General features: G+C 63.6%; 21 protein-coding genes and 1 riboswitch. Of the genes, 18 read left to right on the top strand and 3 right to left on the bottom strand.

The genetic code is table 11. From position 1 onward, the window contains the following. Positions 1 to 32: 32 nt before the first annotated feature. Positions 33 to 557 (bottom strand): hypothetical protein, encoded by a 525-nt coding sequence (locus tag ACZ51H_RS12175; RefSeq protein WP_464801990.1) that lies wholly within the window; start codon positions 555 to 557, stop codon positions 33 to 35. Between the two features lie 413 nt (positions 558 to 970). Between ACZ51H_RS12175 and rpsM the strand changes: the two genes are divergently transcribed. The 11 genes from rpsM to ACZ51H_RS12120 all read left to right on the top strand — a co-directional run bounded on the left by rpsM (position 971) and on the right by ACZ51H_RS12120 (position 12,536). Further along, a complete protein-coding gene (gene rpsM, locus ACZ51H_RS12170; RefSeq protein WP_007707977.1) occupies positions 971 to 1,339 on the top strand; it encodes a 30S ribosomal protein S13 in 369 nt (122 codons plus the stop codon). Positions 1,340 to 1,413: 74 nt separating this feature from the next. Beyond that, a complete protein-coding gene (rpsK, locus tag ACZ51H_RS12165; protein ID WP_004208752.1) occupies positions 1,414 to 1,803 on the top strand; it encodes a 30S ribosomal protein S11 in 390 nt (129 codons plus the stop codon). Between the two features lie 118 nt (positions 1,804 to 1,921). After that, on the top strand, positions 1,922 to 2,983 hold the full coding sequence (locus ACZ51H_RS12160) for a DNA-directed RNA polymerase subunit alpha (RefSeq protein ID WP_449470787.1): 1,062 nt from the start codon (positions 1,922 to 1,924) through the stop codon (positions 2,981 to 2,983). A gap of 172 nt (positions 2,984 to 3,155) precedes the next feature. Then, positions 3,156 to 3,581 (top strand): 50S ribosomal protein L17, encoded by a 426-nt coding sequence (rplQ, locus tag ACZ51H_RS12155; protein WP_196225074.1) that lies wholly within the window; start codon positions 3,156 to 3,158, stop codon positions 3,579 to 3,581. 183 nt (positions 3,582 to 3,764) lie between these two features. Next, a complete protein-coding gene (locus ACZ51H_RS12150) occupies positions 3,765 to 4,331 on the top strand; it encodes a hypothetical protein (protein ID WP_464801989.1) in 567 nt (188 codons plus the stop codon). Positions 4,332 to 4,506: 175 nt separating this feature from the next. After that, positions 4,507 to 5,760, top strand: coding sequence for a TCR/Tet family MFS transporter (locus ACZ51H_RS12145; RefSeq protein ID WP_464801988.1), 1,254 nt, complete (start codon positions 4,507 to 4,509; stop codon positions 5,758 to 5,760). 42 nt (positions 5,761 to 5,802) lie between these two features. Beyond that, a complete protein-coding gene (gene guaA / locus ACZ51H_RS12140; RefSeq protein ID WP_460987176.1) occupies positions 5,803 to 7,362 on the top strand; it encodes a glutamine-hydrolyzing GMP synthase in 1,560 nt (519 codons plus the stop codon). A 221-nt stretch (positions 7,363 to 7,583) separates the two neighbouring features. Then, positions 7,584 to 8,756, top strand: coding sequence for an aminotransferase (locus tag ACZ51H_RS12135; protein WP_464801987.1), 1,173 nt, complete (start codon positions 7,584 to 7,586; stop codon positions 8,754 to 8,756). 70 nt (positions 8,757 to 8,826) lie between these two features. Next, complete coding sequence (locus ACZ51H_RS12130) at positions 8,827 to 10,260, top strand: DNA recombination protein RmuC (protein WP_464801986.1); 1,434 nt, start codon at positions 8,827 to 8,829, stop codon at positions 10,258 to 10,260. Between the two features lie 570 nt (positions 10,261 to 10,830). Next, a complete protein-coding gene (locus ACZ51H_RS12125) occupies positions 10,831 to 11,820 on the top strand; it encodes a UbiA family prenyltransferase (RefSeq protein ID WP_464801985.1) in 990 nt (329 codons plus the stop codon). Further along, on the top strand, positions 11,775 to 12,536 hold the full coding sequence (locus ACZ51H_RS12120; RefSeq protein ID WP_464801984.1) for an HAD family hydrolase: 762 nt from the start codon (positions 11,775 to 11,777) through the stop codon (positions 12,534 to 12,536). The genes ACZ51H_RS12125 and ACZ51H_RS12120 overlap by 46 nt, the downstream gene beginning before the upstream one ends. Before the next feature lie 24 nt (positions 12,537 to 12,560). Here ACZ51H_RS12120 and ACZ51H_RS12115 read toward each other — a convergent pair whose 3' ends face one another. Both ACZ51H_RS12115 and ACZ51H_RS12110 read right to left on the bottom strand, forming a co-directional pair. Then, entirely contained in the window at positions 12,561 to 13,004 is a 444-nt protein-coding gene (locus tag ACZ51H_RS12115) for a DMT family transporter (protein ID WP_464801983.1), read from the bottom strand. Between the two features lie 33 nt (positions 13,005 to 13,037). After that, positions 13,038 to 14,168 carry a hypothetical protein gene (locus ACZ51H_RS12110; RefSeq protein WP_464801982.1) on the bottom strand — a complete coding sequence of 377 codons (1,131 nt, stop codon included), beginning with the start codon at positions 14,166 to 14,168 and terminating at the stop codon, positions 13,038 to 13,040. A gap of 279 nt (positions 14,169 to 14,447) precedes the next feature. Between ACZ51H_RS12110 and ACZ51H_RS12105 the strand changes: the two genes are divergently transcribed. The 7 genes from ACZ51H_RS12105 (at position 14,448) to gltB (ending at position 25,492) form a co-directional block, all read left to right on the top strand. Next, the gene (locus ACZ51H_RS12105; protein WP_464801981.1) at positions 14,448 to 15,947 is read left to right on the top strand and encodes a pectate lyase family protein; all 1,500 of its coding nucleotides are present in this window, start codon (positions 14,448 to 14,450) and stop codon (positions 15,945 to 15,947) included. Between the two features lie 53 nt (positions 15,948 to 16,000). Next, positions 16,001 to 16,129, top strand: a riboswitch (yybP-ykoY riboswitch). A 99-nt stretch (positions 16,130 to 16,228) separates the two neighbouring features. Beyond that, complete coding sequence (locus tag ACZ51H_RS12100; protein WP_464801980.1) at positions 16,229 to 16,807, top strand: TMEM165/GDT1 family protein; 579 nt, start codon at positions 16,229 to 16,231, stop codon at positions 16,805 to 16,807. An 89-nt stretch (positions 16,808 to 16,896) separates the two neighbouring features. Continuing rightward, positions 16,897 to 17,844, top strand: a complete 948-nt coding sequence (locus ACZ51H_RS12095; protein ID WP_464801979.1) for a complex I NDUFA9 subunit family protein — start codon at positions 16,897 to 16,899, stop codon at positions 17,842 to 17,844. Positions 17,845 to 18,019: 175 nt separating this feature from the next. Next, positions 18,020 to 18,829 carry an undecaprenyl-diphosphate phosphatase gene (locus ACZ51H_RS12090; protein ID WP_449470765.1) on the top strand — a complete coding sequence of 270 codons (810 nt, stop codon included), beginning with the start codon at positions 18,020 to 18,022 and terminating at the stop codon, positions 18,827 to 18,829. A gap of 161 nt (positions 18,830 to 18,990) precedes the next feature. Continuing rightward, positions 18,991 to 20,442: an NAD(P)-dependent oxidoreductase gene (locus ACZ51H_RS12085; RefSeq protein WP_464801978.1), complete on the top strand. Its 1,452-nt coding sequence runs from the start codon at positions 18,991 to 18,993 to the stop codon at positions 20,440 to 20,442. Further along, positions 20,439 to 20,975, top strand: a complete 537-nt coding sequence (locus tag ACZ51H_RS12080; protein ID WP_460987164.1) for a DUF2059 domain-containing protein — start codon at positions 20,439 to 20,441, stop codon at positions 20,973 to 20,975. The genes ACZ51H_RS12085 and ACZ51H_RS12080 overlap by 4 nt, the downstream gene beginning before the upstream one ends. Then, positions 20,972 to 25,492: a glutamate synthase large subunit gene (gene gltB, locus ACZ51H_RS12075; RefSeq protein ID WP_464801977.1), complete on the top strand. Its 4,521-nt coding sequence runs from the start codon at positions 20,972 to 20,974 to the stop codon at positions 25,490 to 25,492. The genes ACZ51H_RS12080 and gltB overlap by 4 nt, the downstream gene beginning before the upstream one ends. Positions 25,493 to 25,518 lie beyond the last annotated feature (26 nt).

Genomic DNA, 25,518 nt, shown 5'->3' with positions numbered 1-25,518 from the left:
AGATGTACGGCAAGCGGTCGGAAACCGACCCTTTAGCGACGGCAGTCCTCTATGGCCCGGCCGACCTCTGCCCAGGCGGGCAGTATCAGGGTTTCGAGCCCCTGCACCTCGACGGCGAAATGGCCCCGGCTGTAGGCAATCTGATCCAGCACTGTGTCGCTGGCGGCGCGGACTGCGAGGGTTCCCGAACCGTTCGGCGTGGCGGGCCAACTGACCGCGCCATAGCTGGTGCGGAGGGTGACGTTCCCCCTCCCTGTCCCGGCGCGCAGAAGACTGATCCGGCCTGCGGCGGGATCGCATCGCAAGGAAAGCAGCGTGCCGGATGCGGGGCTGGCGAAGGTCGCGACGGATCCCGATCCTTCCGCGTGGTAGCTCCAGTTGCCGGGCGTCGCGGGACGATATTGCCATTCGACCGGTCCGGGAACGGGTAGAGGCGGCCTTGCCGAGGGCGCGGGCGCAGGGCGCGGAGCTGGCGGCGGGGGCGCTTCTGGGGCGCCGACGCAGGCGGGGAGGAGGAGCAGGGACGCGAGGATGGCGGAGGCGGGGAATATGCGCATGTGCCCCTCAATGCCCGAGGGGGTGGAACGGGTTCAACCGGGAAATGCATTTTTTGGGCTGGGGGGTTGCGATATACGCCCTTCTCCGGAAGGAGAACGCGAGTAGCACTCCTTTCGTCACATCGGCGTTGCGCTGGCCCACCCCCCGGCCCCCTCCCGCATGCGGGAGGGGGAGCAGGAGTGTGCTATCCCTAGAACGCAGCCCTAAACACCCTTGCCAATTGACAGTTTCCCGCCGAATCGCTAGGGGCGGACGCATCCCGGACACGCTGGTGAGCGGCAGTGCATGGCACTGGCCGTCTTTTTTGCGTCTCGGGGGTTATCGAATCGGCCGAAGTCCTTCTAGGGCTCGGCCCGGACGCTTTGAGATGGGGTGGCGCCAACCGCCCCGTGGAGCAGGAGTACAGATTACCATGGCACGTATTGCGGGTGTTAACATCCCGACCAACAAGCGCGTGATCATCGCGCTCACCTACATCCACGGCATCGGCCGCAAGACCGCCGTCGACCTCGCCGACAAGCTGGGCATCGATCACAGCCGCCGCGTTCAGGACCTGTCGGACGCCGAAGTCCTGCAGATCCGCGAAGCCATCGACGCCGACCTCACCGTTGAAGGTGACCTGCGTCGTGAAACTGCGATGAACATCAAGCGCCTGATGGATCTGGCCTGCTATCGCGGCCTGCGTCACCGCAAGGGCTTGCCGGTTCGCGGTCAGCGCACGCACACCAATGCGCGCACTCGCAAGGGCAAGGCTAAGCCGATCGCCGGCAAGAAGAAGTAATCGTTGAGGGTCAACCTTTCGGCATGGCCCTCCGGTGACTTCCGCTTTCAACGATTTCAGTAGGATAGAGCAACATGGCACGCGAACCCCAGCGCATTAAGCGGCGCGAGCGCAAGAACATCTCGGCCGGCGTCGCGCACGTCAACGCCAGCTTCAACAACACGATGGTCACCATCACCGATGCCCAGGGCAATGCGATCAGCTGGTCCTCGGCCGGCATGATGGGCTTCAAGGGCAGCCGCAAGTCGACCCCGTACGCCGCGCAGGTCTGCGCCGAAGACGCTGGCCGCAAGGCTGCCGAACATGGCGTGCGCACCCTGGAAGTCGAAGTTAAGGGTCCCGGTTCAGGCCGTGAATCGGCTCTGCGCGCGTTGCAGGCCGTCGGTTTCCACATCACATCGATCCGCGACGTGACGCCGATCCCGCACAATGGCGTGCGTCCTTCCAAGCGCCGCCGCGTCTAACCGCTGCGCTTGAGTTTTCCGGGCGGCGGACGCGCCGCCCGCTAACCCATCTACATCGCCGGTCGGTCCTGTCGGGTTCAGGATTTCAAACGTTCCGGCCTATCCCCAGGGGAAATACATGACTGTCAACATGAAGAACTGGCAGGAATTGAAGAAGCCCAACAGCCTTGAGATCAAGGCGACGGGCGACGGCAAGCGGAAGGCGACTTTCGTTGCCGAACCGTTGGAGCGTGGTTTCGGCCTGACGCTTGGCAACGCGCTGCGCCGGGTTCTTCTGTCCTCGCTCCAGGGCGCGGCGGTCACCTCGATCAAGATCGAGAACGTGCTCCACGAATTTTCGTCGCTGGCCGGCGTGCGTGAAGATGTGACGGACATTGTCCTCAACATCAAGCAGGTTGCGCTCCGCATGGAAGGTGACGGTCCCCGCCGCCTGCAGCTGTCCGCGACTGGTCCGGGCGAAGTGCGCGCCGGTGACATCACCACCGTTGGCGACATCGAAGTGATGAACCCCGACCTGGTGATCTGCCACCTGGACCAGGGTGCGACGCTGAACATGGAACTGACCGCTGACGTCGGCAAGGGCTATGTCCCCGCCGTCGCCAACCGTCCGGCCGACGCGCCGATCGGCCTGATCCCGATCGACGCGCTCTATTCGCCGGTGCGTCAGGTCGCCTACAAGGTCGACAATACCCGCGTCGGCCAGGAACTGGACTATGACAAGCTGTCGCTGACCGTCGAGACCGACGGCACCGTCACGCCGGAAGACGCGGTGGCCTATGCTGCCCGCATCCTGCAGGACCAGTTGCAGCTGTTCGTTCACTTCGAAGACGCGCTGCCCGTGGCCGCTCCGGCTGCTGGCACCGCTGCGGCTGCTGCCGCCGAGGGCGAGAGCGACACCAACCAGATCAACCGCTACCTGCTCAAGAAGGTGGACGAACTGGAACTGTCGGTTCGCAGCGCAAACTGCCTCAAGAACGACAACATCATCTATATCGGCGATCTGGTCCAGAAGACCGAAGCCGAGATGCTGCGCACCCCCAATTTCGGCCGCAAGTCGCTGAACGAAATCAAGGAAGTGCTGTCGTCCATGGGCCTGCGTCTGGGCATGGACATCCCCGGCTGGCCGCCGGAAAATATCGAGGAAATGGCCAAGAAGCTCGAACAAGAGCTGCTTGGGTAAGCGTCATCCCAGCGAAAGCTGGGATCTCGTGCCTCATGGCAAAACATCGGGCCTGAGACCCCAGCTTTCGCTGGGGTGACGATCCAATCTAGGTGGAATGGGCGACGACCTCTAACGGTCGCCTGGTCTGGGGTACCTGAAACGGCCCCTTAACGAACGGAAGGAAAGAGACATGCGTCATAAGGTTGGTCATCGTAAGCTGCAGCGCAGCGCCGGGCATCGTAACTCGCTGCTCCGCAACCTCGCGGCTTCGCTCATCAAGCATGAGCAGATCCTGACGACCACGCCCAAGGCGAAGGAACTGCGTCCCTACGTCGAAAAGCTGATCACCCTCGCCAAGAAGGGTGGCCTGTCGAACCGCCGTCTGGCCCACGCCCGTCTTCAGGACGACACGCAGCTGGTCAAGCTGTTCGAAGTTCTGGCCGAGCGTTACAAGGATCGCAACGGCGGCTACACCCGCGTGATCAAGGCTGGCATCCGCGCTTCGGACGCTGCGCCGATCTCGATCATCGAGCTGGTCGACCGCGACGTCGATGCGAAGGGCAAGGATTCAGGTCCGGTCCAGAACGCCGACGCGGACGAGCTGGAAGCGGCCTGATCAAGGCAAGGCGCTCCTTTTAGGGGCCGCCGGATAAATCGAAACAGGCTGCGGCTCGATGGAGCTGCGGCCTGTTTTGTTTTTGCGCTGTCTACCTCTGCCTCGACGATGCCCCAGCCACGTTCAGCCGTGCGACAGCCGGTCAAGCCTAGACATGTCGCGCAGCTGACAAGGAGTGATGGGATGACCGGCAAGGCGGTTTGGATGACGGGAGCGATGCTGGGCGTGGCGGCGCTGGTGCCCGGCAGCATGGTCCATGCACAGACGCAACCGGATTATGGCTATCCTGGCGCGAGCGACCGGCAGGCGCAGGATGATCCTTATGCGGATGAGGATGCGACCGGCGGCGAGGAGCGGGGCAGCCAGGCGCAGGCGCAGCAGCGGGCGGACGATGATTTTTCCGATGTAACGGGCGGGGTGGATGAGCAGGCCGGTTCCCCTTCGCGCGGTCAAGCTTATGCTCGTCCGGGCGAGCGGGCTGAAGACGCGCGGGTCGACCGGGAGCGCGAGGAAGCGATCACCGAATGCGCGGTCGCGGCCCGTGACGAGGCAGAGCGGGACGGCGGCTTTGCCGAGGTACGGCAGGTGCAGGAGCCGATGGAGACGCGCGGGAACTATCAGGTCGAGGGTGACATCGATGCCCGTTCCAGCTGGCGGTCGGAGGACGGCCGGACGCTCCATTTCACCTGTTCAGTGCAGAATGGCCGGATCGCCAATCTCCAATTTTCCCGGAACCCGGCGGCGCGATAGCCGGGGCCGGAGCAAACCCCTTTTTTTCGGTCAGCGAAGCCGCTAGGAGGTCGGGCTTCGTCATGGCGTGATTGAACCGAGCGCGTCAGGAGAGTCCCCGATCCAATGCATGCGCTGAGCTGGTGGCGTCTTCTGCTTTTGAAGGCTTAAGGCCGTCGCAGCGCGAGGAGCCATCATGTCCCCGCCGCCCGTCCCGCCCCGTACCGCCGCCATCGCGTTCATCCTTCTGACGGCGATGCTCGACGTCATGTCGATGGGGATCGTCATTCCGGTCGTGCCGCAACTGATCGAGGAGCTGACCGGATCGACCACGGGCACGGGCTTGTGGAACGGCCTGCTCGTCGCGTTGTGGGCGGTGATGCAGTTCCTGTGTTCGCCGATCATTGGATCGCTGTCGGATCGCTTCGGGCGGCGGCCGGTGATCCTGATTTCCGTTGCCGGGCTGGCGCTGGACTTCCTGCTGATGGCGTTGGCGCCCAATCTGTGGTGGCTGGCGCTGGGGCGGATATTGGCGGGGGTTACGTCGTCGAGCTTCACGTCGACCTTTGCCTATATGGCCGACATCATGCCGCCCGAGAAGCGCGCGCGCGGCTATGGGCTGATCGGCGCGGCGTTCAGCGGTGGGTTCGTCGCCGGGCCGCTGCTGGGCGGCATGCTGGGGGAGATTTCGGTGCGGGCGCCTTTCTGGGCGGCGGCGGGCTTTTCCGCCCTCGCCTTCCTCTACGGCCTGATCGTCCTGCCTGAGTCGCTAGCGCCGGAGAAGCGGATGGCCTTTTCTTGGAAGCGGGCCAATCCGTTCGGCGCGCTGAAACTGCTCAGGTCGCATCCGGAGCTGTCGAGCCTCGCCACCGTCAACTTCCTGCTCCATTTCGCGCATCACCTGTTTTCGGCGGTGTTCGTGCTCTATGCGGGCGACCGCTATGGCTGGGGGCCTTGGCAGGTGGGCACATTGTTCGCGCTCGTCGGGGTACTGGACATGGGCGTGCAGGGCCTGATCGTCGGGCCAATGGCCAAGCGGCTGGGCGACCGGCGGACGATGATCATAGGACTTTCCTTTGGCGCGCTGGGATTGGCGGCCATGGGCCTGGCGTCCACGGAGGCATTGTTCATCGCGGCCGTGTTCCCTAATGCGCTGTGGGGGCTCGCCATGCCCACGATCCAGTCGCTGATGACGCAACGCGTGTCTGAATCCGAGCAAGGGCAGTTGCAGGGCGCGAACAACAGCGTCGGGTCGATCGCCGGGGTTCTCTCGCCCATTTTCTTTGGCGCGTTATATAGCCTGTCGGTGGGCGAGCGGCCGGTGTTGCCTTTCATCGGCAGCCCTTTCCTGATCGCTGCGGCGGTTCTGGCGGGCGCGGCGCTGCTCGGCTGGGCGGCGGGGCGGGCGCAGGACGTCCCTTCGCTGGACAAGCGCGGCCAAGCGCACTAACCGCGCCCCATCCCATTTCTCTCGGCTCATAAAGGCGATTCGATGACGCTGCCCCTTCAGGATTCCATCCTTATCGTGGACTTCGGCAGCCAGGTGACGCAGCTGATCGCGCGCCGCGTGCGCGAGGCGGGCGTCTATTCCGAGATCGCCCCCTTCAACAGCGCCGACGCCGCGTTCAAGCGGATGCAGCCCAAGGGCATCATCCTGTCGGGCGGTCCTTCGTCGGTGATGTGGGAGGACAGCCCGCGCGCGCCGCAAAGCTTCTTTGACGCGGGCATTCCGATCCTGGGCATCTGCTATGGCCAGCAGACGATGATGCAGCAGATGGGCGGCAATGTCGAAGGCGGGGAAAGCGGCGAGTTCGGCCGCGCCTTCATCGAAATCAAGAAGCGTTGTGCGCTGTTCGATGGCCTGTGGGCCGAGGGCGAGCGGCATCAGGTGTGGATGAGCCATGGCGACAAGGTGACGCAGCTCGCTCCGGGCTTTGAAGTGGTGGCGGTGAGCGAAGGCGCGCCCTTCGCCATGACGGCAAATGAGGAAAAGCGCTTCTACGCCACGCAATTCCACCCGGAAGTCGTGCACACGCCCGATGGTGGCAAGCTGATCGCCAATTTCGCGCGCCATGTCTGCGGCCTGAAGGGCGACTGGACGATGGCGGAATTCCGCGCGACGAAGATCGCCGAAATCCGCGAGCAGGTCGGCGACGGCAAGGTGATCTGCGGCCTGTCGGGCGGCGTCGATAGCGCGGTGGCCGCCGTGCTGATCCATGAGGCGATCGGCGACCAGCTGACCTGCGTGTTCGTCGATCATGGGCTGATGCGCAGCGGCGAGGCCGAGCAGGTCGTGTCGCTGTTCCGGGGCAGCTATAATATTCCGCTGGTCCATGTGAACGCCGAGACGCTGTTCATGAAGGGGCTGGAGGGCGTCACCGACCCCGAGGCCAAGCGCAAGTTCATCGGCAAGACCTTCATCGACGTGTTCGAGGATGAGGCGAAGAAGATCGGTGGCGCGGCTTTCCTGGCGCAGGGGACGCTCTATCCCGACGTGATCGAGAGCGTGAGCTTCACCGGCGGGCCTTCGGTGACGATCAAGAGCCACCATAATGTCGGCGGTCTGCCCGATCGCATGAACATGAAGCTGGTCGAGCCGCTGCGCGAACTGTTCAAGGATGAGGTGCGCGCGCTGGGCCGTGAATTGGGGCTGCCGGAGATTTTCGTCGGCCGCCACCCCTTCCCCGGTCCCGGCCTTGCCATCCGCATTCCCGGCGAGGTGAACAAGGAACGGTGCGATATCCTGCGCAAGGCGGACGCCGTATATCTGGAGGAGATCCGCAATGCGGGCCTCTATGATGCGATCTGGCAGGCCTTTGCCGTGCTGCTGCCGGTGCGGACGGTGGGCGTGATGGGCGACCATCGCACCTATGACAGTGTGTGCGCGCTGCGGGCGGTCACATCGACCGACGGCATGACGGCGGATATCTATCCGTTCGATGCGGCGTTCCTGAGCCGGGTGGCGACGCGGATCATCAATGAAGTCAAGGGTATCAACCGGGTATGTTATGACTTCACGTCCAAGCCTCCCGGTACGATCGAATGGGAATGACGCGGAAATAGCAGGCATCCGAGGGATGCCTGCCCGCGTCATTCGGCACCGCAAGGTGCCGCGCCTTACAGGTTGACGGTTCGGCGATACCGCGCCTCCCTCCACCCATTGGGCATGGAGAAGGGAAGGGCTTCGACAAGCTCAGCCCGAACGGGGCTAAGGGGGATTTACAGCCCTTGAGCGCGCTATACTCGGGCGGTTGCAGGCTTTAGGCTGACGCGATGACCAGCGCGCTCCTTGGCCATCCCGTCTATCGGGACATGCCCGCCACGATCTTCGAGAAAATGTCGGCCCGCGCGCGGGATACGGGGGCGATCAACCTCGGCCAGGGCTTTCCCGACGCGCAGGGACCAGAGGATATTTTGCGCGCCGCGGCCGACGCGCTGATGACCCGGTCCAACCAATATCCGCCGAGTGGCGGCTTGCCGGAATTGCGGGCGGCGGTGGCCGCGCATTATGGGCGGCATCAGGGATTGGCGTTGACCCCGGAAGAGGTCATCATCACCTCCGGCGCGACCGAGGCGATTGCGGCCAGCCTGTTCGCGCTGGTGCAGCCGGGGGACGAGGTACTGCTGCTGGCGCCGCTTTACGATGCCTATCTGCCTTTGGTGGAGCGCGCGGGCGGAGTGGCGCGGGTGATCAGGCTGACGCCGCCAGACTGGCGCGTGACGCGGGAGGCGCTGGAAGCGGCGGTGGGGCCGCGCGCACGCCTGCTCATCCTCAACAACCCGCTCAATCCCAGCGGCAGCGTGATGGACGAGGCGCAGTTGGCCATGCTGGCGGCCTTTTGCGTGGAGCATGACCTGATCGCCATTTGCGACGAGGTGTGGGAGCATGTGACATTCGACGGCCGGGTGCATCAGCCGTTGATGCGGTTTCCCGGCATGGCCGAACGCACGGTGAAGATCGGATCGGCGGGCAAGATCTTTTCGGTCACCGGCTGGAAGATCGGCTGGATGTGCGCGGCGCCGCTGGTGGCGAGGCTGTTAGGACGGGCGCACCAGTTCCTGACCTTCACCAGTCCGCCCAATCTGCAATGGGCCGTGGCGGAGGGGCTGGCCAAGCCGGGAGCGTGGTTTGCGGACATGCGGGCGGGTTATCAGGCGTCGCGTGACCGGCTGGTCGAGGGATTGCGGCGGGCGGGCTATGACGTGCAAGCGAGTGCAGGCACCTGGTTCGTGACGGTCGATCTGGCCACCTCGGGGATCGCGCTCGACGATGTCGGCTTTTGCGAACGGATCATCGACGAAGCGGGCGTGGCGGCCATCCCGATATCGGCATTTTATCCGGACGCGGCGGTCACGCATCTGGTGCGGCTTTGCTTTTCCAAGAGCGATGCGGTGATCGATGAGGCGGTCGCGCGGCTTGGCCATTTTCGCCTTATGCTCGGGTGAGGCGCAACTAGCGCTTGCGGCACCGTGTGACGGCCGCTAGGTTCACCTTTCGTTCCACGGAGGATCATTAATGGACAGCCTTGCCATCATCCTCAGTCTGGCCGCCCTGATCGCAGGGTTGGCGCTGGGCTGGCTGTTGCGTGGGAAGGCAGTGGCGCCGCTGGCGGCGGAAAAGGCCGAGCTTGTTGCGAAGCTGGCGCAGGCGGAAGCGCAGCGCAACGGCGCGTTGCAGGAACTGGTTGTGGCGCAGGAGCGGGCGGCGCAGGCGGGCGTGCTGGCGCTGCGGCTGGAGGATGAGCGGGCGGCGCGGGGCTTGGCCGAGCGGGAACTGGCGGCGCTGCAATCCGACACGCAGGCACGGGCCGAGGCTTTCGAGGCGCAGATCGTGGCACTGAAGGACGCGAAGGAGCAGTTGTCGGCGCAGTTCAGCGAGATTGGCGGCAAATTGCTGCATCAGGCGCAGAGCCATTTCCTGGAGCGCGCCGATCAGCGGCTGGCGCAGGCGCATGAGAAGAGCGAGGCGCAGCTCAAGCAATTGCTGCACCCGGTCAATGAGACGATCCAGCGGTACGACCAGAAGATCAGCCAGATCGAACAGCAGCGCACCGAGGCTTACGGCATATTGCGCGGTGAGATTGAATCGATGAAATCGGGGCAGGAAGCCGTGCGCGCGGAAGCGCAGCGGCTGGTCGATTCGCTGCGCCACGCGCCCAAGGCGCGTGGCCGCTGGGGCGAGCAGCAGTTGCGCAACGTGCTGGAGACGTGCGGGCTTTCCGAACATGTCGATTTCCGCACCGAGGTGAGCGTCGAGGGTGAGGATGGGCGGTTGCGGCCTGACGCGATCGTGCGCATTCCCGGTGGCCGCGCCTTGGTGATCGACGCCAAGGTGTCTTTGAACGCCTATCAGGACGCCTATGGCGCCGACGGTGAGGAGGAGCGCAAGCGGCTGCTGTCCGCCCATGCCGCCGCGATGCGCGCGCATGTCGAGACGCTGGGGCGCAAAAGCTATGCCGACCAGTTCGATGAAGCGCCGGATTATGTCATCATGTTCGTGCCGGGCGAGCATTTCCTGTCGGCGGCGCTGGAGCATGATCCGCAGCTTTGGGATCACGCCTTCGGCAAGCGCGTGCTGCTGGCGACCCCCACCAACCTCATCGCCATCGCCCGCACGGTCGCGGCGGTGTGGCGGCAGGAGAAGATGGCCGACGAAGCCAAGCGGATCGGCGCGCTGGGCAAGGAGCTGTATGAACGGCTGGCGGCTGCGGCGGGGTCGCTCAAGAAGCTGGGCAACCGGCTGACCGGGGCGGTGAGCGATTATAACAGCTTCGTCGGCAGCTTCGAGGGACGCGTGCTGGTGACCGGGCGCAAGCTGCGTGACCTCAATATCGAGACGGGCGGGCGCGAGCTGGAGGAGCTTGAGCCGGTCGAGGCGCTGGTGCGCGAGCCTGCTTCGCCCGAGGCGGTGCGGGCGTTACCCGAGGCTGTGGCAGACGCGGCGGAGTGAGGCTTGTCGGCCGGGGCCTGTTGGTCCGGTTATCGTGAACAATTGGCCGACACCGGCTGACAAGGGCGCGGCAAGCTGACCAAGCGCGATTGGAGCATGATCCAAGCAGACTGAATCGGATCATGCTCCATTTGTCTTTTTTCCCGCATTTTCCGAGCCAGCGGATGATGCCATCCGCTTTGAAAAAGCTTTAGACGCCTCTGCTGTCGTTCCTGATGGGTTGGTAAATCATGGGGATGCGTCTCTGCGGTCAGTACCGCTGACGGGTCGCCGGACATCCGGGCTGCGCCGCGATTGGCCACTGTCGGGGCCGGGAGGCCGGTCATCCTGCCGCCCGGAATTGCCATATGGGTCAAGGCTCTTTCGGGACAGAATGCCTCTGATCCGTATCCAAATGCGTCGCGCTTCTGCCCCCTTTGAACCGGGGGCGCCACTGGCCTGACCCAGGTCCCTATGGCAATAATAGCGGCAACATCGTGGACGATAATGGACAGCAAGTAACGCCCGTTTCACCGCCCAATGCCGCGAACGGGATGAGCTTATCTGCATGCCCCGAAGGAGCAGTAAGTGATGATCAACCAGTCTGACGCCACCGCCCGTGGCGCCATTACATCCCAGGCGTCGCTGCGCGATTATCTTTCGATCGCGCGCTTCGACCACATGACGAAGCATGTCTTCATCATTCCGGGCATCGTGTTGGCCTATGCTGTCCACCACAACGCGGCACATCTTTCGATCGACCGGCTGCTATTGGGGTTTGCGAGCGCCATACTGATCGCATCGGCCAATTATGTGATCAACGAGTGGCTGGATCGGGAATTCGACGCCTTTCATCCGGTCAAGTCGCAGCGCACGGCGGTTCATCAGGCGCTTTCGCCGACGCTGGTCTATGCCGAATATCTCGCCTTGCTGCTGCTCGGGCTGTTGCTCGGCTACCAGCTGGGGCAGCTGTTCTTCGTCGCTTCGGTGGCGTTCGGGCTGTCGGGCATCACCTATAATGTCGAGCCGATCCGGACGAAGGACAAGGTCTATCTGGATGTCATCAGCGAGTCGGTGAACAATCCGATCCGTCTGGTGCTGGGCTGGGCCATGGTGGACCCGACCGCCCTGCCCCCGGCCAGCCTGTTCATCGCCTATTGGGCAGGGGGCGCGTTCCTGATGGGCGCCAAGCGGCTGAGCGAATATCGCGATGTCGTCGCGGATCAGGGCGTCGAGATGCTGCACCGCTATCGCAAGTCGTTCCGCAGCTATACGAGCGAGAACCTGACCGTATCCTGCTTCCTCTACGCCATGCTGTCGGCCTTTTTCATTGCGGTGTTCCTGATCAAATATCGTCTTGAATATATCATCGCCTTTCCCTTCATCGCGGGCCTGTTCGCCATCTATATGTGGCTGGCGTTGCGGCAGGGATCGGTGGCGCAGCGGCCCGAACGGCTGTTCCGTTCGCGCCGCCTGCTCGCCGCGACCGGCCTTGCCGTGTTGGCGGTGGTGGTCGCCACCTTTGTCGACCTGCCGTGGCTGAGTTCGCTGTCGCAGCCCTATCTCATCATGGTCGGCTGATCGGGTCCGGCATGGCGGCGCAGTCCATCCCGATCGATTGGAGCGCGATCGACCTCGTCATCTTCGACATGGATGGCACGCTCTACGATCAAAGGTGGCTGCGCGCGCGGATGCTGGCGGCACTGCTGCGGGATGCGATCGCCCGGCGAAGTCTGGACACGCTGCTGACGTTGCGTTCCTTCCGCCGCTGTCGCGAGGCGCTGGCCGAAGGGTCGCAGGATTTCCTGGCCGATCAATACAGCATTCCGGCGGCCGAGAGGGGCTGCACCCCCGAAGAGGTGCGCGGGCTGGTCGCTGAATGGATGGAAGAGCGGCCGCTGTCCATGCTTGCCGCCTGCCGCCGTCCGGGTATCCAGCAGCTGTTCCAGGCGATAGCGCGCGAGGGCAAGCGGATCGCGATCTTTTCGGATTATCCGGCGGTTGCGAAGCTTGCGGCGCTGGACCTGACCGCCGACTATATCGTCGCGGCCACTGACCCCGACGTTGGCCGCCCCAAGCCCGACCCGGCAGGTCTTGCCAAGCTGTTGCGCCTATCGGGTGTCGCAGCCGATCGCTCGGTGCTGATTGGCGACCGGGTAGAGCGGGATTGGGCGGTGGCCGCGCGGTTGAACATGCGCGCGCTGATCCTGTCGCGGGGCGCATCAGGCGAGGTCGAGCGGTTCCGTTCGTTCGGCGACGCGCTGTTCCAGCCGCTGCTCATGAAAATGGCGTGCTGATGGTCCCCTCGCGGGGACCGGGAGTCAGAGACGGGACGCCTGTTCGAGGGTCCCGGAAAGCTGTTCCGGTTTGTCCGTCGGGGAGAGGGAGAGGCCGATCAGCACCACGCCGAAGACAATGGACGCAACGCCGACAAGCTTGGTGGTCGATATGGGCTCGCCAAGGATGAAATAGCTCGACGCCACGGTGATCACGAGGCCCAGCCCGATGAAGGGATAGGCGGTAGAGAGATCGACGCGCGCCAGAACCAGCAGCCATATGAGCGCGCTCAGCACAAAGCAGCTCAGGCCGAGGATGACCAGAGGCGAGGTCGCGATCACCATCGCCGTGCGGAACAGCGATTGCTCCGGCTGGGCCAGAGCGCTCTGCACCGCCGCGCTCGACATGCCGATCTTCAGGATCAACTGCGCCGCCGCAGACAGGAAGACGCTTGCAAGTACCAGTCCGAGGAGCATTGCCTTTGCCATAAAACGCCTTTCCTTTTCGCCGCCGCTGATGCCTTAGGAATGTTCGGGAAATGCCGCGATCGGGGCGGAGGATTTTGCCGCACCACGCACCGGACGGTTCGAGGTATCTGATGCCGCACCCAGTCGCGACCGCGCCATGCTCTCCACAGCGCCAAGCAGAAACAGCGGCATCGAGAACATCACGATGCGGCCGACATTATATTGGACGTCCAGCGCCAGCGCGAACAGGAACAAGGCGATGACGCCGCCGATGTCGCAAAAATAGACCATCGGGTCCCGGCTCGGCCGAATTGCGGTCCACCACAGGATGATCACGACGATCGGGGGCCAGAGATTCTGATAGGCACCCTTCATGCCGAAAAGATGACGGATCGAACCGATCATCCCTGAAATATAGGTGCCGGGGTCCCGTTGATTGTCGAGGCCGGGCATGGCGAGGGTGAGGACGGTCGCCGCATAGGCTGCCAGCGCGACGGCGGCGACGCATGCCATGACGAAATAGACCTTGCGATGCTCCACCACGAACAGCATGCGGAGGCTCGCGCCAAAGAAGGCGATCAGGGCCACCTTTTCATTGACGATGGTCCCCAGGATGACGGCGGCGGCGAAGATGGCGATCCTGCGCTCTATCATCGCAATGGCCGCGATTACGAGCGGCAGCGTCGCTATACCGTCGGCTGAGCCCATACCGAGATAGCGTGTCAGCAACAGGAAGATGAGGGTGGCGGAAAAGGCCCAGCCCACCGAAACATTGCGCCAGAAGGCGAGATAGAGGCCGACAAGGCAGGCGGATATCGCCGCATAGGCCGCGTTGGCCGCGCACATCGCCTGCAAGGCCCTTACATATTCCGGCTGCATCACGACAGGCGCGTGATGAATGCCCTGCCCCGAAAACAGGATGACCGGCAGCTGGTAGAAGGGTGCTGCGAGGATTACCGAACCGATGCGATAGACGTGCGGGCTGGGTGGGATCTTCCCGCCCGGTTCGCCCAGCACCCACAGCAGATAGCGCGAATAGTCATCATAGGACATGGTGCCATAATAGACGGTTCGGTAGACCTCGAAGAACATGGGCAGGACAAGCGCCACGAGCATGGTGGCCATGAATATCGGCGCGAGGTAGGCTCCGCCGCGCAGTTCCTTCGAGTGCATTTCCAAGGCCATCCCCCACCATCCTCAGTTCAGCGCCGCCGTGGACATCATCGGCCGGGACAGGTTGATCGTGATGGCGCGCAGGGCATGGCGGACGGTCACGAAACTTTCCCATGGCTTTGATCCATCCCGATTTTCTACAGGAGCCCCACCGGGTCCACACTTGCGATTTCGGACAAGGGCCACTCCTTGGGGGGATCGCTTTTACTCCCCGGATAGGTCCGGAATAGTTGTTTCGATTTGCGGCGCTTTGACGATCATTGGGGCATGAAATCGGCGCGAGAAACAGGCATGGCCGGGGAAATAGCCTCCGCCGGGCACATCAGGCGGCATCCCTTGCCTGCGGGCGGGGAGCTGTCGATGCGCGCCTGGGGTCTGCCGAAAGCGGTCGCCTTATTACTGGCGATCATGCCCGTTGCCGCCGAGGCCAGGACCCTGGAAGCCTTTCCCGGTGCGGTGGGCTATGGTCGGTTCACCCAGGGCGGGCGAGGCGGCGCGATCATAGCGGTGACGAGCCTGGCCGACAGCGGGCCGGGAACATTGCGCGCCTGCATCGACGCACGGGGGCCGCGCACATGCATTTTCCGGGTCGGCGGGGTCATCCGCTGGACGACCGATCGGCCGGTGATCCGCAATCCCTATATCACCATCGCGGGGCAGACGGCGCCCGGTGGCGGTATATTGATCACGCATGCGGGCGGCCGATACGGCCTGACGCCCCTTGTCGCCAAGAACACGCATGATGTCATCATTCGCCACATCAGGGTGCGGCTGGACAACCGGGGGGACACGCGCGCTTCCGACAGCGGGATCATCTTCGAAAAAAGCAGCAACGTCATCATCGACCATGTCAGCGTGTCGTGGTCGGAGGATGAAACCGTCGGCGGTCAGGGGCAGAACGACAATATAACGATATCCAATTCCATCCTTGCCGAGGGATTGCGCAGGCATGACAAATGCGCGCTTCTAAGCAGCGATGCCACAGGCAGCCAGAAATTGACGTTCATCGGCAATATCTGCGCCCATAACGGCGACAGGAATCCCGACGTCAACTTCTTCCCCGGTTCCTGCGTCGATGTGGTCAACAACCTGATCTACAATGCGCGTTCCGATTTCGTCGAAGTTTGGGAACAGCATGGCGGAAGCCCGGTCAATATCGTGGGAAACTACTTCAAGGCGGGACCCAATATGGTGCCCGGGCGATACATTATCGCTCGCCAGTCGGTGAATTCGACCGGCCGCGCGCAGATATATGAGGCGGGCAATTATATTGATGGCAGGATCGTCCGGGAGCCGCCGCCCTATGTGCGCGAAGCGATGGTGCAGACGCCATCATGTCCCATCGGCGCCCCGGTCATCGACGCCAGGCAGGCCTATCATCGCGCGCTGACGACGGCCGGGGCCTTTCCCCGTGATACGGTGGACACCCGGATCGTGAAGGAGGTGAAGCAGGGAACCGGCAAGATCCGTCGTGAGCCCGGCATCCTTCCCGAGATAGCCGATGGAACGCCTTATGCGGATTCCGACGGAGACGGCATGTCCGACCAATGGGAAAAGGCGAACGGCACCGACGCGACCAGAAACGACGCCTGGGAAGATGCGAACCGCAACGGGTGGAGCAATCTCGACGAATTTCTGGATTATGCGCATCACCAGGCGCTGGCGGGCTCCAGCCTCGCGGAAAGGCAGGAAGATCAAGACAAACCCCGGACTGTTACGGCGTGGGTGGTCGCTCTGACCGTCGCCGCGCTCGCTGGGCTGGGCGGCCTTTTGAAAGCGGCGATGATGTGAAGCCCTCCCCTGCCCTTCGCTCCATTGCATACACCACCAATCTCTCCTAAAGGCGGGCGGTCATCTGGGGAGTAGCCAGCCGTTCGCTTGGTCGGACGGGCCGTATGTCAACATATTTGGCCGAGAGGCCGTGGCATGCGGGATACGGGAAGCCAAGGCGAACGCCTTGAGCGGGCCGTATCGGGCGAGACCAATGGCATCGGCTCTTCCCTGTCCGGCCGGGCGGGAGGAGGCGGTGGCATTGCGTCTTCAACCCTACGCCCGGCCCCGGATTGTTATCGATGGACGCTCTCTTCACCTCCACCGCACTGGTCGCGCTCGCCGAGATGGGCGACAAGACGCAGTTGCTGGCCATGCTGCTCGCCACCCGTTTCAGGAAGCCGGTGCCGATCATACTCGGCATCCTGTTCGCCACCATGGCCAATCATTTCCTCGCGGCGCTGGTCGGTCATTCGATCGCGGGCGTGCTGACGCAGCCATGGTTCCGCTATGCCGTGGCGGCGAGCTTCATCGCGATGGCGGGATGGACGCTAATCCCCGACAAGATCGATGAGGACGAGCCGCTGAAGGCGCCGTCGAAGGCGGGGGTTTTCGTGACGACGCTGATCGCCTTCTTCCTGGTGGAGATGGGCGACAAGACGCAGGTCGCCACCGTGGCGCTGGGCGCGCAGTTCGACAATGTGCTGGCGGTGACGGCGGGCACGACGCTGGGCATGATGATCGCCAATGTGCCTGCGGTGCTGTTTGGCGAAGCGCTGGCGAAGAAGGTGCCGATGCGCGCGTTGCAGATCGGCGCGGCGCTGCTGTTCCTGGGCCTTGGGCTGTGGATGATCGCGGACCTGCAAGGCTGGATCGGTTAAAAAAGGAACAGGGACCGCCGCCCGGCTGTTGTCAGCGGGCGGCGGCTGTTGCAAGGGGAGCTAAGTCATTTTCCCCAAGCAGGACAGGCATGGAACGCGTGATGAAGGACAATCTGGTTACGGTGTTCGGCGGCGGCGGCTTCCTTGGCCGACAGGTCGCCCAGGCCCTGATGGAACGCGGCGCGCGGGTGCGCATAGCCCAGCGCGACCTGGCGAGCGCCTTTCGCATCCAGCCTCTGGGTGCGCTGGGGCAGAAGCAACTTGTCGCGGCCGATATTCGGAATGCGCAGAGCGTCGCTCGGGCGATTGCGGGGAGCGATATCGTCATCAATCTGGTCGGCGTGCTGAGCGGCGACCTGGAAGGATCGCATCATGACGGCGCGGCCAATGTAGCGAAGGCCGCGGCGGAAGCCGGGGTCAAGGCGCTGGTTCATGTCTCGGCCATCGGCGCGGATGCGGAGAGCCCTTCCGCCTATGGACGGTCCAAGGCTGCGGGCGAGGTGGCGGTTCGGGCAGCTTTCCCTGCCGCGACCATCATTCGTCCGTCGATCATCTTCGGGCCGGAAGACCAGTTCCTTAACCGCTTCGCTGAGCTGATCAGCCGCCTGCCGGTGGTTCCGGTCATCGGGGCCGACACGAAGTTCCAACCGGTCTATGTCGCCGACGTCGCGCAGGCGGTCGTCAATGCAGCGGCCGACCCCGGCCTTCATGGCGGCAAGACCTTCGAATTGGGCGGTCCGCGACAGCTCAGCATGATGGAGCTGAACAGCTGGATCGCCAAGGCCATTGGTCGCAATCGCAGCCTGATCGCGGTGCCTGCGCCGATCGCATCGACCATCGCGAGCTTTGGCTGGCTGCCGGGCGCGCCGATCACGCGGGACCAATATGCGATGTTGCAGAAGGACAATATCGTGTCGGCGGGCAAGCCGGGTCTTGCTGAGTTGGGCGTGTCACCCACGCCGATGGAGGCGATCGCCGACAGCTGGTTGGTCCGCTACCGCCGCCATGGCCGCTTCGCCGGACGCGTCAAGGCCTGACCTGAGCGCGCGCGCCATCGCCGCCTGTCCGACTGTCGATGGAATGACGGGATGGCGCGGCGATGAGCGTTGCCGTGCATTGCACGCGCTTCCCGCATCTGCACAATAAGCGCGATCTTTCCTCCGCCGGGTTCCGCGCGGATTTCCCTTTCCAGCTCAAGGACCAGAGCCGCCCATGGACCTCCATTTTCTGACGGTCATCCTGCTTGGCATCGTCGAGGGGCTGACCGAATTCCTGCCCGTGTCCTCCACCGGGCACCTGATATTGGCGAGCGAGCTGCTGGGTTATGACGCGGCGACCTGGGCGATGTTCAACGTCATCATCCAGCTGGGCGCGATTTTGGCGGTGGTGGTGCTGTACTGGCGGACGTTTTGGGCGGTGGCTATGGGGCTGCTGCGCAAGGAACCCATGAGCTGGCGGTTTCTGCGCAACCTGCTGGTCGCCTTTCTGCCGTCCGTCGTGGTCGGGCTGGCGATGCATGATTATATCGAAGTGCTGCTGGGTGCGCCTCAGGTGGTTGCCTGGGCGCTGATCATCGGCGGCATCGCCATATTGGCGATCGAGCGGATGGCGAAGGATAACCGCTTTCACGGCATTGCCGACATCCCATTGGCGCGAGTGATCGGCATCGGGTTCATCCAGTGCATTTCCATGATCCCGGGGGTTAGCCGGTCGGGCGCGACAATCATGGGCGCGCTGGCGCTGGGCGTCGAGCGGCGGACGGCGGCGGAGTTCAGCTTCTTTCTGGCTATCCCGACGATGCTGGGCGCGTCGACGCTGGAGCTGCTGAAAAAGGGTAGCGACGTGACCTCCGCCACGGTGGGCTGGGGCAGCATCGCCTTGGGTTTTGTCGTGTCTTTCATCGTCGCGCTGCTGGTTATCCGGTGGTTCGTCGGCTTGGTTTCTCGCCAGGGTTTTGTCCCCTTTGCCTGGTATCGGATCATCGCTGGGACGGGCGCGCTCATATGGTTGTGGTTGAGGTAGATCCGGATCGGTCCTATATTCAGCCTTATTGATCGCGCTTTCGATCAGACGTGTTGGAAATAGTGTCAGTTTAGGTCAGGTAACATGACCTTTGTGCGCGAATCCGCGTGACTTTGGCGGTTTTTCTGCTATGTGGTCCCTGAACAGATTAGGGACTCATCATGGCTGACAATCCGATGCTGAAATTCGTGGGAACGGGCCAAGCCTATCCCGAGAAGCGTTCGGCCGATGATCGGGCCGACGATTTCCTGGAAATCAGCAGCAGCTTCCTGCTGGAGCGAGCGGAAGAGCAGGCGGCGCGTTGCTCGCAATGTGGCGTGCCTTATTGCTCGACCCACTGCCCGCTGCACAACCATATCCCGGACTGGCTGCGCCTGACCGCCGAAGGGCGGCTGCGCGAAGCCTATGAGCTGAGCAATCTCACCAGCACGATGCCGGAGATCTGCGGCCGCATCTGTCCGCAGGACCGGCTGTGCGAAGGCAATTGCGTCATCGAATTTTCAGGCCATGGCGCGGTCACGATCGGCTCTGTTGAAAAGTTCATCACCGACACCGCCTGGAAAGAAGGCTGGGTTGAGCCGCTGGTTCCTGGCAAGCCGCTGGGTCAGTCGGTGGGCGTGATCGGGGCGGGTCCGGCGGGGCTCACAACCGCCGAATATCTGCGCGTGGCGGGCTATGAGGTGCATGTCTATGACCGGCACGACCGCGCGGGCGGGCTGCTGACCTATGGCATCCCCGGCTTCAAGCTGGAAAAGGATGTGGTCATGCGCCGCGTCCAGCGTCTGAAGGGCGGCGGCATTGTCTTCCATGAAGGCTTTGAGGTCGGCCGCGATGCGTCGATGGAAGAGTTGCGCAGCCGCCATGACGCCATCCTGATCGCCACCGGCGTCTACAAGCCGCGCGACATCAAGGCGCCGGGGGTCGGCGCGCCGGGCGTGGTCAAGGCGCTCGACTTCCTCATCGCTTCCAACAAGGCCGGGTTCGGTGACGCAGTGCCGGAGCATGAGGACGGATCGCTGCATGCCAATGGCAAGAAGGTGGTCGTCATCGGGGGCGGTGACACGGCGATGGACTGCGTCCGCACGGCCGTGCGTCAGGGTGCGACTTCGGTGAAGTGCCTCTACCGCCGCGACCGGGAGAATATGCCGGGCTCGCAACGCGAGGTTCAGAATGCGGAGGAGGAAGGCGTCGAGTTCGTCTGGCTTTCCGCGCCGATCGCGTTCGAGGGCACGGAACATGTCACCGGCGTCAAGGTGACGAAGATGCGCCTCGGCCAGCCCGACGCTTCGGGCCGCCGCGCGCCGGAGGCCGATCCGGGCACCGAACACACGTTGGACGCTGATCTCGTCATCAAGGCGCTAGGCTATGATCCCGAAGAGTTGCCGAGGCTGTTCGGCGCGGAGGATCTGTCGGTCACCCGCTGGGGCACGCTGCGTGTCGATCACAAGACGATGATGACGTCGATGGACGGCGTGTTCGCCGCTGGCGACATCGTGCGGGGCGCTTCGCTGGTCGTATGGGCGATCCGCGACGGCCGTGATGTGACCGAGCATATGCACCGTTATCTGAAGGCGAAGGCCAAGGCTGCGGTCGGCGAGAGACAAGCGGCATGAGGCTGATTGCTATCCCCCTGGCCCTGGCCTTTGCAGTCGCACCAGCGAGCGCCCAAACCGGCGACCGGCTGGCCGCCCTCGCGGCTGCGCGCGACCTGCTGGTGGCCACCGACTTTGAGCGGCAGATGGAACAGACGGGTCTGGCGATGGCTACTACTGCTTTCGAACATAATGTCGTCCAGCAAGAATCGAAGTTGGGCATCACCATGCCCGCCGATCTGAAACAGACATTACGCCGTGTCGTGAACGAGGAACTGGTAGCGATGCTTGCTGATATGAAGCGGACGGCGCTCGATGACGCGGCGCAGATCTATGCGGATTATTTCAGTGCAGCAGAGTTACAACGCTTAGCCGTCCTCCAAACTGATCCTGTGATGCGCAAGGCGCAAAGTGTCATGCCACAGATGATGCCGCGACTGGCGCAGATCGGCCTTAAGGCATCCAGCGAGCATCAGCCTGCTCTGGAGGCCAAAATCAAACAAGCGGTCGAAGAGTGGGCCGCGTCACAGAAGATCAAGGGAAGTTCATCATGACCACGGAAAGCGAACGCATCCGCCTCGCGCGTGAAGGCATGTACCGCCCAGAATTTGAAGGCGATGCCTGCGGCGTCGGCCTTGTCGCCGCGACGGATGGCCGGGCGAGCCGCCGCGTGGTCGCTTCGGCGATCGATGCGCTGAAGGCCGTGTGGCACCGTGGCGCGGTCGATGCCGATGGCAAGACCGGCGATGGCGCGGGCATCCATGTCGATCTGCCGGTGCGCTTCTTTGACGATGCGATCGCAGATTCGGGGCATAAGCCCCTGCCCAACCGGCTGGCTGTCGGCATGATCTTCCTGCCGCGCACGGATTTGAGCGCGCAGGAGACTTGCCGCACGATCGTTGAATCCGAGATCATCGAAGCGGGCTACACCATCTATGGCTGGCGTCAGGTGCCCGTCGATGTGTCCGTCATTGGCGAGAAGGCGCAGCGCACCCGTCCCGAGATCGAGCAGATCATGATCGCCGGGCCGATGCCCGAAGAGCGCGATCAGGTCGAGTTTGAGAAGGACCTCTACCTCATCCGTCGCCGGATCGAGAAGAAGGTCATCGCCGCGCAGATACAGGATTTCTACATCTGTAGCCTGTCGTGCCGGTCGATCATCTATAAGGGCCTGTTCCTCGCGGAATCGCTGTCGGTCTTTTATCCAGACCTGCGGGACGAGCGGTTCGAGAGCCGGGTCGCGATCTTCCACCAGCGTTATTCGACCAACACCTTCCCGCAATGGTGGCTGGCCCAGCCGTTCCGCACGCTCGCGCATAATGGTGAGATCAACACCATTCGCGGCAACAAGAATTGGATGAAGAGCCACGAGATCAAGATGGCTTCGCTGGCCTTCGGCGATCATTCGGAGGACATCAAGCCGGTGATCCCGGCTGGCGCGTCGGATACCGCCGCGCTCGACGCCGTGTTCGAGGCGATCTGCCGGTCTGGCCGCGATGCGCCGACGGCCAAGCTGATGCTGGTGCCGGAGGCGTGGCAGGCGGCTGCGGGCGAAACGCCGCAGAGCCATGTCGACATGTATGAATATCTCGCCTCCGTGATGGAGCCGTGGGACGGCCCCGCCGCGCTGGCGATGACCGATGGCCGTTGGGTCGTGGCGGGCGTCGACCGCAATGCGCTGCGGCCGCTGCGCTACACGCTGACCGGCGACAATCTGCTGATCGTGGGGTCGGAGACCGGCATGGTCGTCGTCCCCGAAACCACCATCGTCAAGAAGGGCCGCATGGGGCCGGGGCAGATGATCGCCGTCGATCTGCAGGAAGGCGCAATCTACGACGACCGCGCGATCAAGGACCAGATTGCGGGCGAGAGGCCCTATGCCGAGCTGATCAAGGACTTCATGAAGGTCGGCGATCTGCCACAGACCGCCAGCGCCCTGCCCGCCTGGGACAAGGCCGAGCTGACGCGCCGCCAGGTTGCCGCAAACCTGACGCTGGAGGATATGGAGCTGATCCTCGCCCCGATGGTCGAGGATGCGAAGGAAGCCGTCGGATCGATGGGTGATGACACGCCGCTGGCCGTCATTTCCGACAAGCCGCGCACGGTCAGCCATTTCTTCCGCCAGAATTTCAGCCAGGTCACCAACCCGCCGATCGACAGCTTGCGCGAGCGGCATGTGATGAGCCTGCGCACGCGCTTTTCCAACCTGCACAATATCCTGGAGCAGGATACGCAGAACAGCCATGTGCTGGTGCTGGAATCGCCCGTTCTGGTCTCGTCCGAATGGGCGCGGTTGAAGGCGCATTTCGGCCCGGCGGTCGCGGAAATTGACTGCACCTTCCCGGCGGAAGGCGGGCAGGAACAGTTGCGCTCCGCGATCACCCGCATCAGGGAGGAAGCGGAGCAGGCTGTGCGCGAAGGCTGCACCGAAATCTTCCTGACCGACGAGCATGTCAATGCCGACAAGGTGGCGATAGCGGGCGTGCTGGCGGCGGCGGCAGTGCACACGCATCTGGTCCGCAAGGGGCTGCGCAGCTACGCGTCGATCAACGTGCGGTGCGCCGAAGCGCTCGACACCCATTATTTCGCGGTGCTGATCGGCGTCGGCGCGACCACGGTGAACGCCTATCTTGCCGAAGCGAGCATTGCGGATCGCCATGCGAGGGGCCTGTTCGGCGACTTGACGCTGGAAGCCTGCTTCGAACGGTTCCGCGTCGCCATCAATGAAGGCCTGCTGAAGATCATGTCCAAGATGGGCATTGCCGTCATCAGCAGCTATCGCGGCGGCTATAATTTCGAGGCGGTTGGCCTGTCCCGCGCGCTGGTCAACGACCTGTTCCCCGGCATGCCCGCGAAGATTTCGGGCGAAGGCTATGCGTCGCTGCATCATAATGCCGTGCTGCGGCATGAGGCGGCCTATGACAGCGCGGTCGTGCGCCTGCCGGTCGGCGGCTTTTATCGCCAGCGCAATGGCGGGGAGAGCCACGCTTATTCCGCGCAGCTGATGCACCTGTTGCAGACGGCGGTCGGGACGGACAGCTATTCGACTTATCTGCAATTCTCGCGCGGCGTGCGGGATTTGCCGCCGGTCTATCTGCGCGACCTGCTGGAGTTCAACTTCGCGCGGGAGGCAGTGCCGATCGACGAGGTCGAAGCGACGACGGAAATCCGCAAGCGCTTCGTGACGCCGGGCATGTCGCTGGGCGCGCTGTCGCCGGAAGCGCATGAGACGCTGGCGATCGCGATGAATCGCATCGGCGCCAAGGCCGTGTCGGGCGAAGGCGGCGAGGATGCGGCCCGCTTCAAACCCTATGAGAATGGCGACAATGCGAACAGCGTGATCAAGCAGATCGCGTCCGGCCGCTTTGGCGTTCATGCCGAATATCTGGGGTCTGCCGAGGAGATCGAGATCAAGGTCGCACAGGGCGCCAAGCCCGGCGAAGGCGGCCAGCTGCCCGGTTTCAAGGTGACCGAGTTCATCGCGAAGCTGCGCCATTCGACGCCCGGCGTGACGCTGATCTCGCCGCCGCCGCATCATGACATCTATTCGATCGAGGATCTCGCGCAGCTCATCTACGACTGCAAGCAGATCAACCCGCGCGCGCGCGTGTGCGTCAAGCTGGTCAGCCAGGCCGGTATCGGTACGGTTGCCGCTGGTGTTGCGAAGGCGCATGCCGACGTCATTCTGATCGCGGGCCATGTCGGCGGCACCGGTGCTTCGCCGCAGACGTCGATCAAATATGCGGGCACGCCTTGGGAAATGGGGCTGTCCGAAGCCAATCAGGTGCTGACACTCAATGGCCTGCGCCATCGGGTGAAGCTTCGCACGGACGGGGGCCTCAAGACCGGGCGCGACATCGTGATCGCGGCGATCCTGGGCGCGGAGGAGTTCGGCATCGGTACGCTGTCGCTAGTGGCGATGGGCTGCATCATGGTGCGCCAGTGCCACAGCAACACCTGCCCCGTGGGCGTGTGCGTGCAGGATGAGAAGCTGCGCGAGAAGTTCACCGGTACGCCGGAGAAGGTCATCAACCTCATGACCTTCATCGCCGAGGAAGTGCGCGAAGTGCTGGCGCGGCTGGGCTATCGCAGCCTGGACGAAGTGATCGGGCGCACGGAACTGCTGAAGCAGGTTAATCGCGGTGCCGAGCATCTCGACGACCTCGATTTGAACCCCATCCTGGCCAAGGTGGACGCGCCTGATGACCAGCGGCGCTTCAGCCTCACCGCATGGCGCAACGAGGTGCCCGACAGCCTGGACGCGCAGATGATGCGCGATGCCAAGGCCGTGTTCGAGCGGGGCGAGAAGATGCAGCTGACCTATACGGTGCGCAACACGCATCGTGCGGTTGGCACCCGTCTGTCGGCGGCGGTGACCGAGCGGTTCGGCATGTCTGCCCTAGCGGACGGGCACCTGACCGTGCGGCTGCGGGGGTCGGCCGGTCAGTCGCTGGGCGCGTTCCTGTGCAAGGGCATCACGCTGGAAGTCTTTGGCGATGCTAATGATTATGTGGGCAAGGGCCTGTCGGGCGGCACCATCGTCGTGCGCACGACGGTTTCCTCGCCGCTGACGAGCAAGGACAACACGATCATCGGCAACACCGTCCTCTACGGCGCGACCGCGGGCAAGCTGTTCGCGGCGGGACAGGCGGGTGAACGCTTCGCCGTCCGCAACTCGGGCGCGCAGGTCGTGGTCGAAGGGTGCGGCGCCAATGGCTGCGAATATATGACCGGCGGCACGGCGGTGATCCTGGGCAAGACCGGCGCGAACTTCGGCGCGGGTATGACCGGCGGCATGGCCTTCATCCTGGACGAGGACGGCAGCTTCGAACGGCGCGCCAATCCGGAAAACATCATCTGGCAGCGGCTGGAAAGCGCCCATTGGGAAGCGCAGCTAAAGGCGCTGATCGCCGAGCATGCGGTCACGACCGACAGCAAATGGTCGAACACGATCCTGGATGATTGGGATCGCTGGCGGCGTCATTTCTGGCAGGTTTGCCCCAAGGAGATGGTGCACCGGCTGACCCATCCTTTGAGCGATGCAAGCGCCGAGGTGGTGGCTGCGGAATAGGATGAGGGGGAGGAAAGGCAGAGCGC

This window comes from Sphingobium sp. TomMM15 (assembly GCF_055397045.1).
Note: the sequence above shows the minus strand (reverse complement) of the source record. Positions and strands in the feature narration are given on the sequence as shown.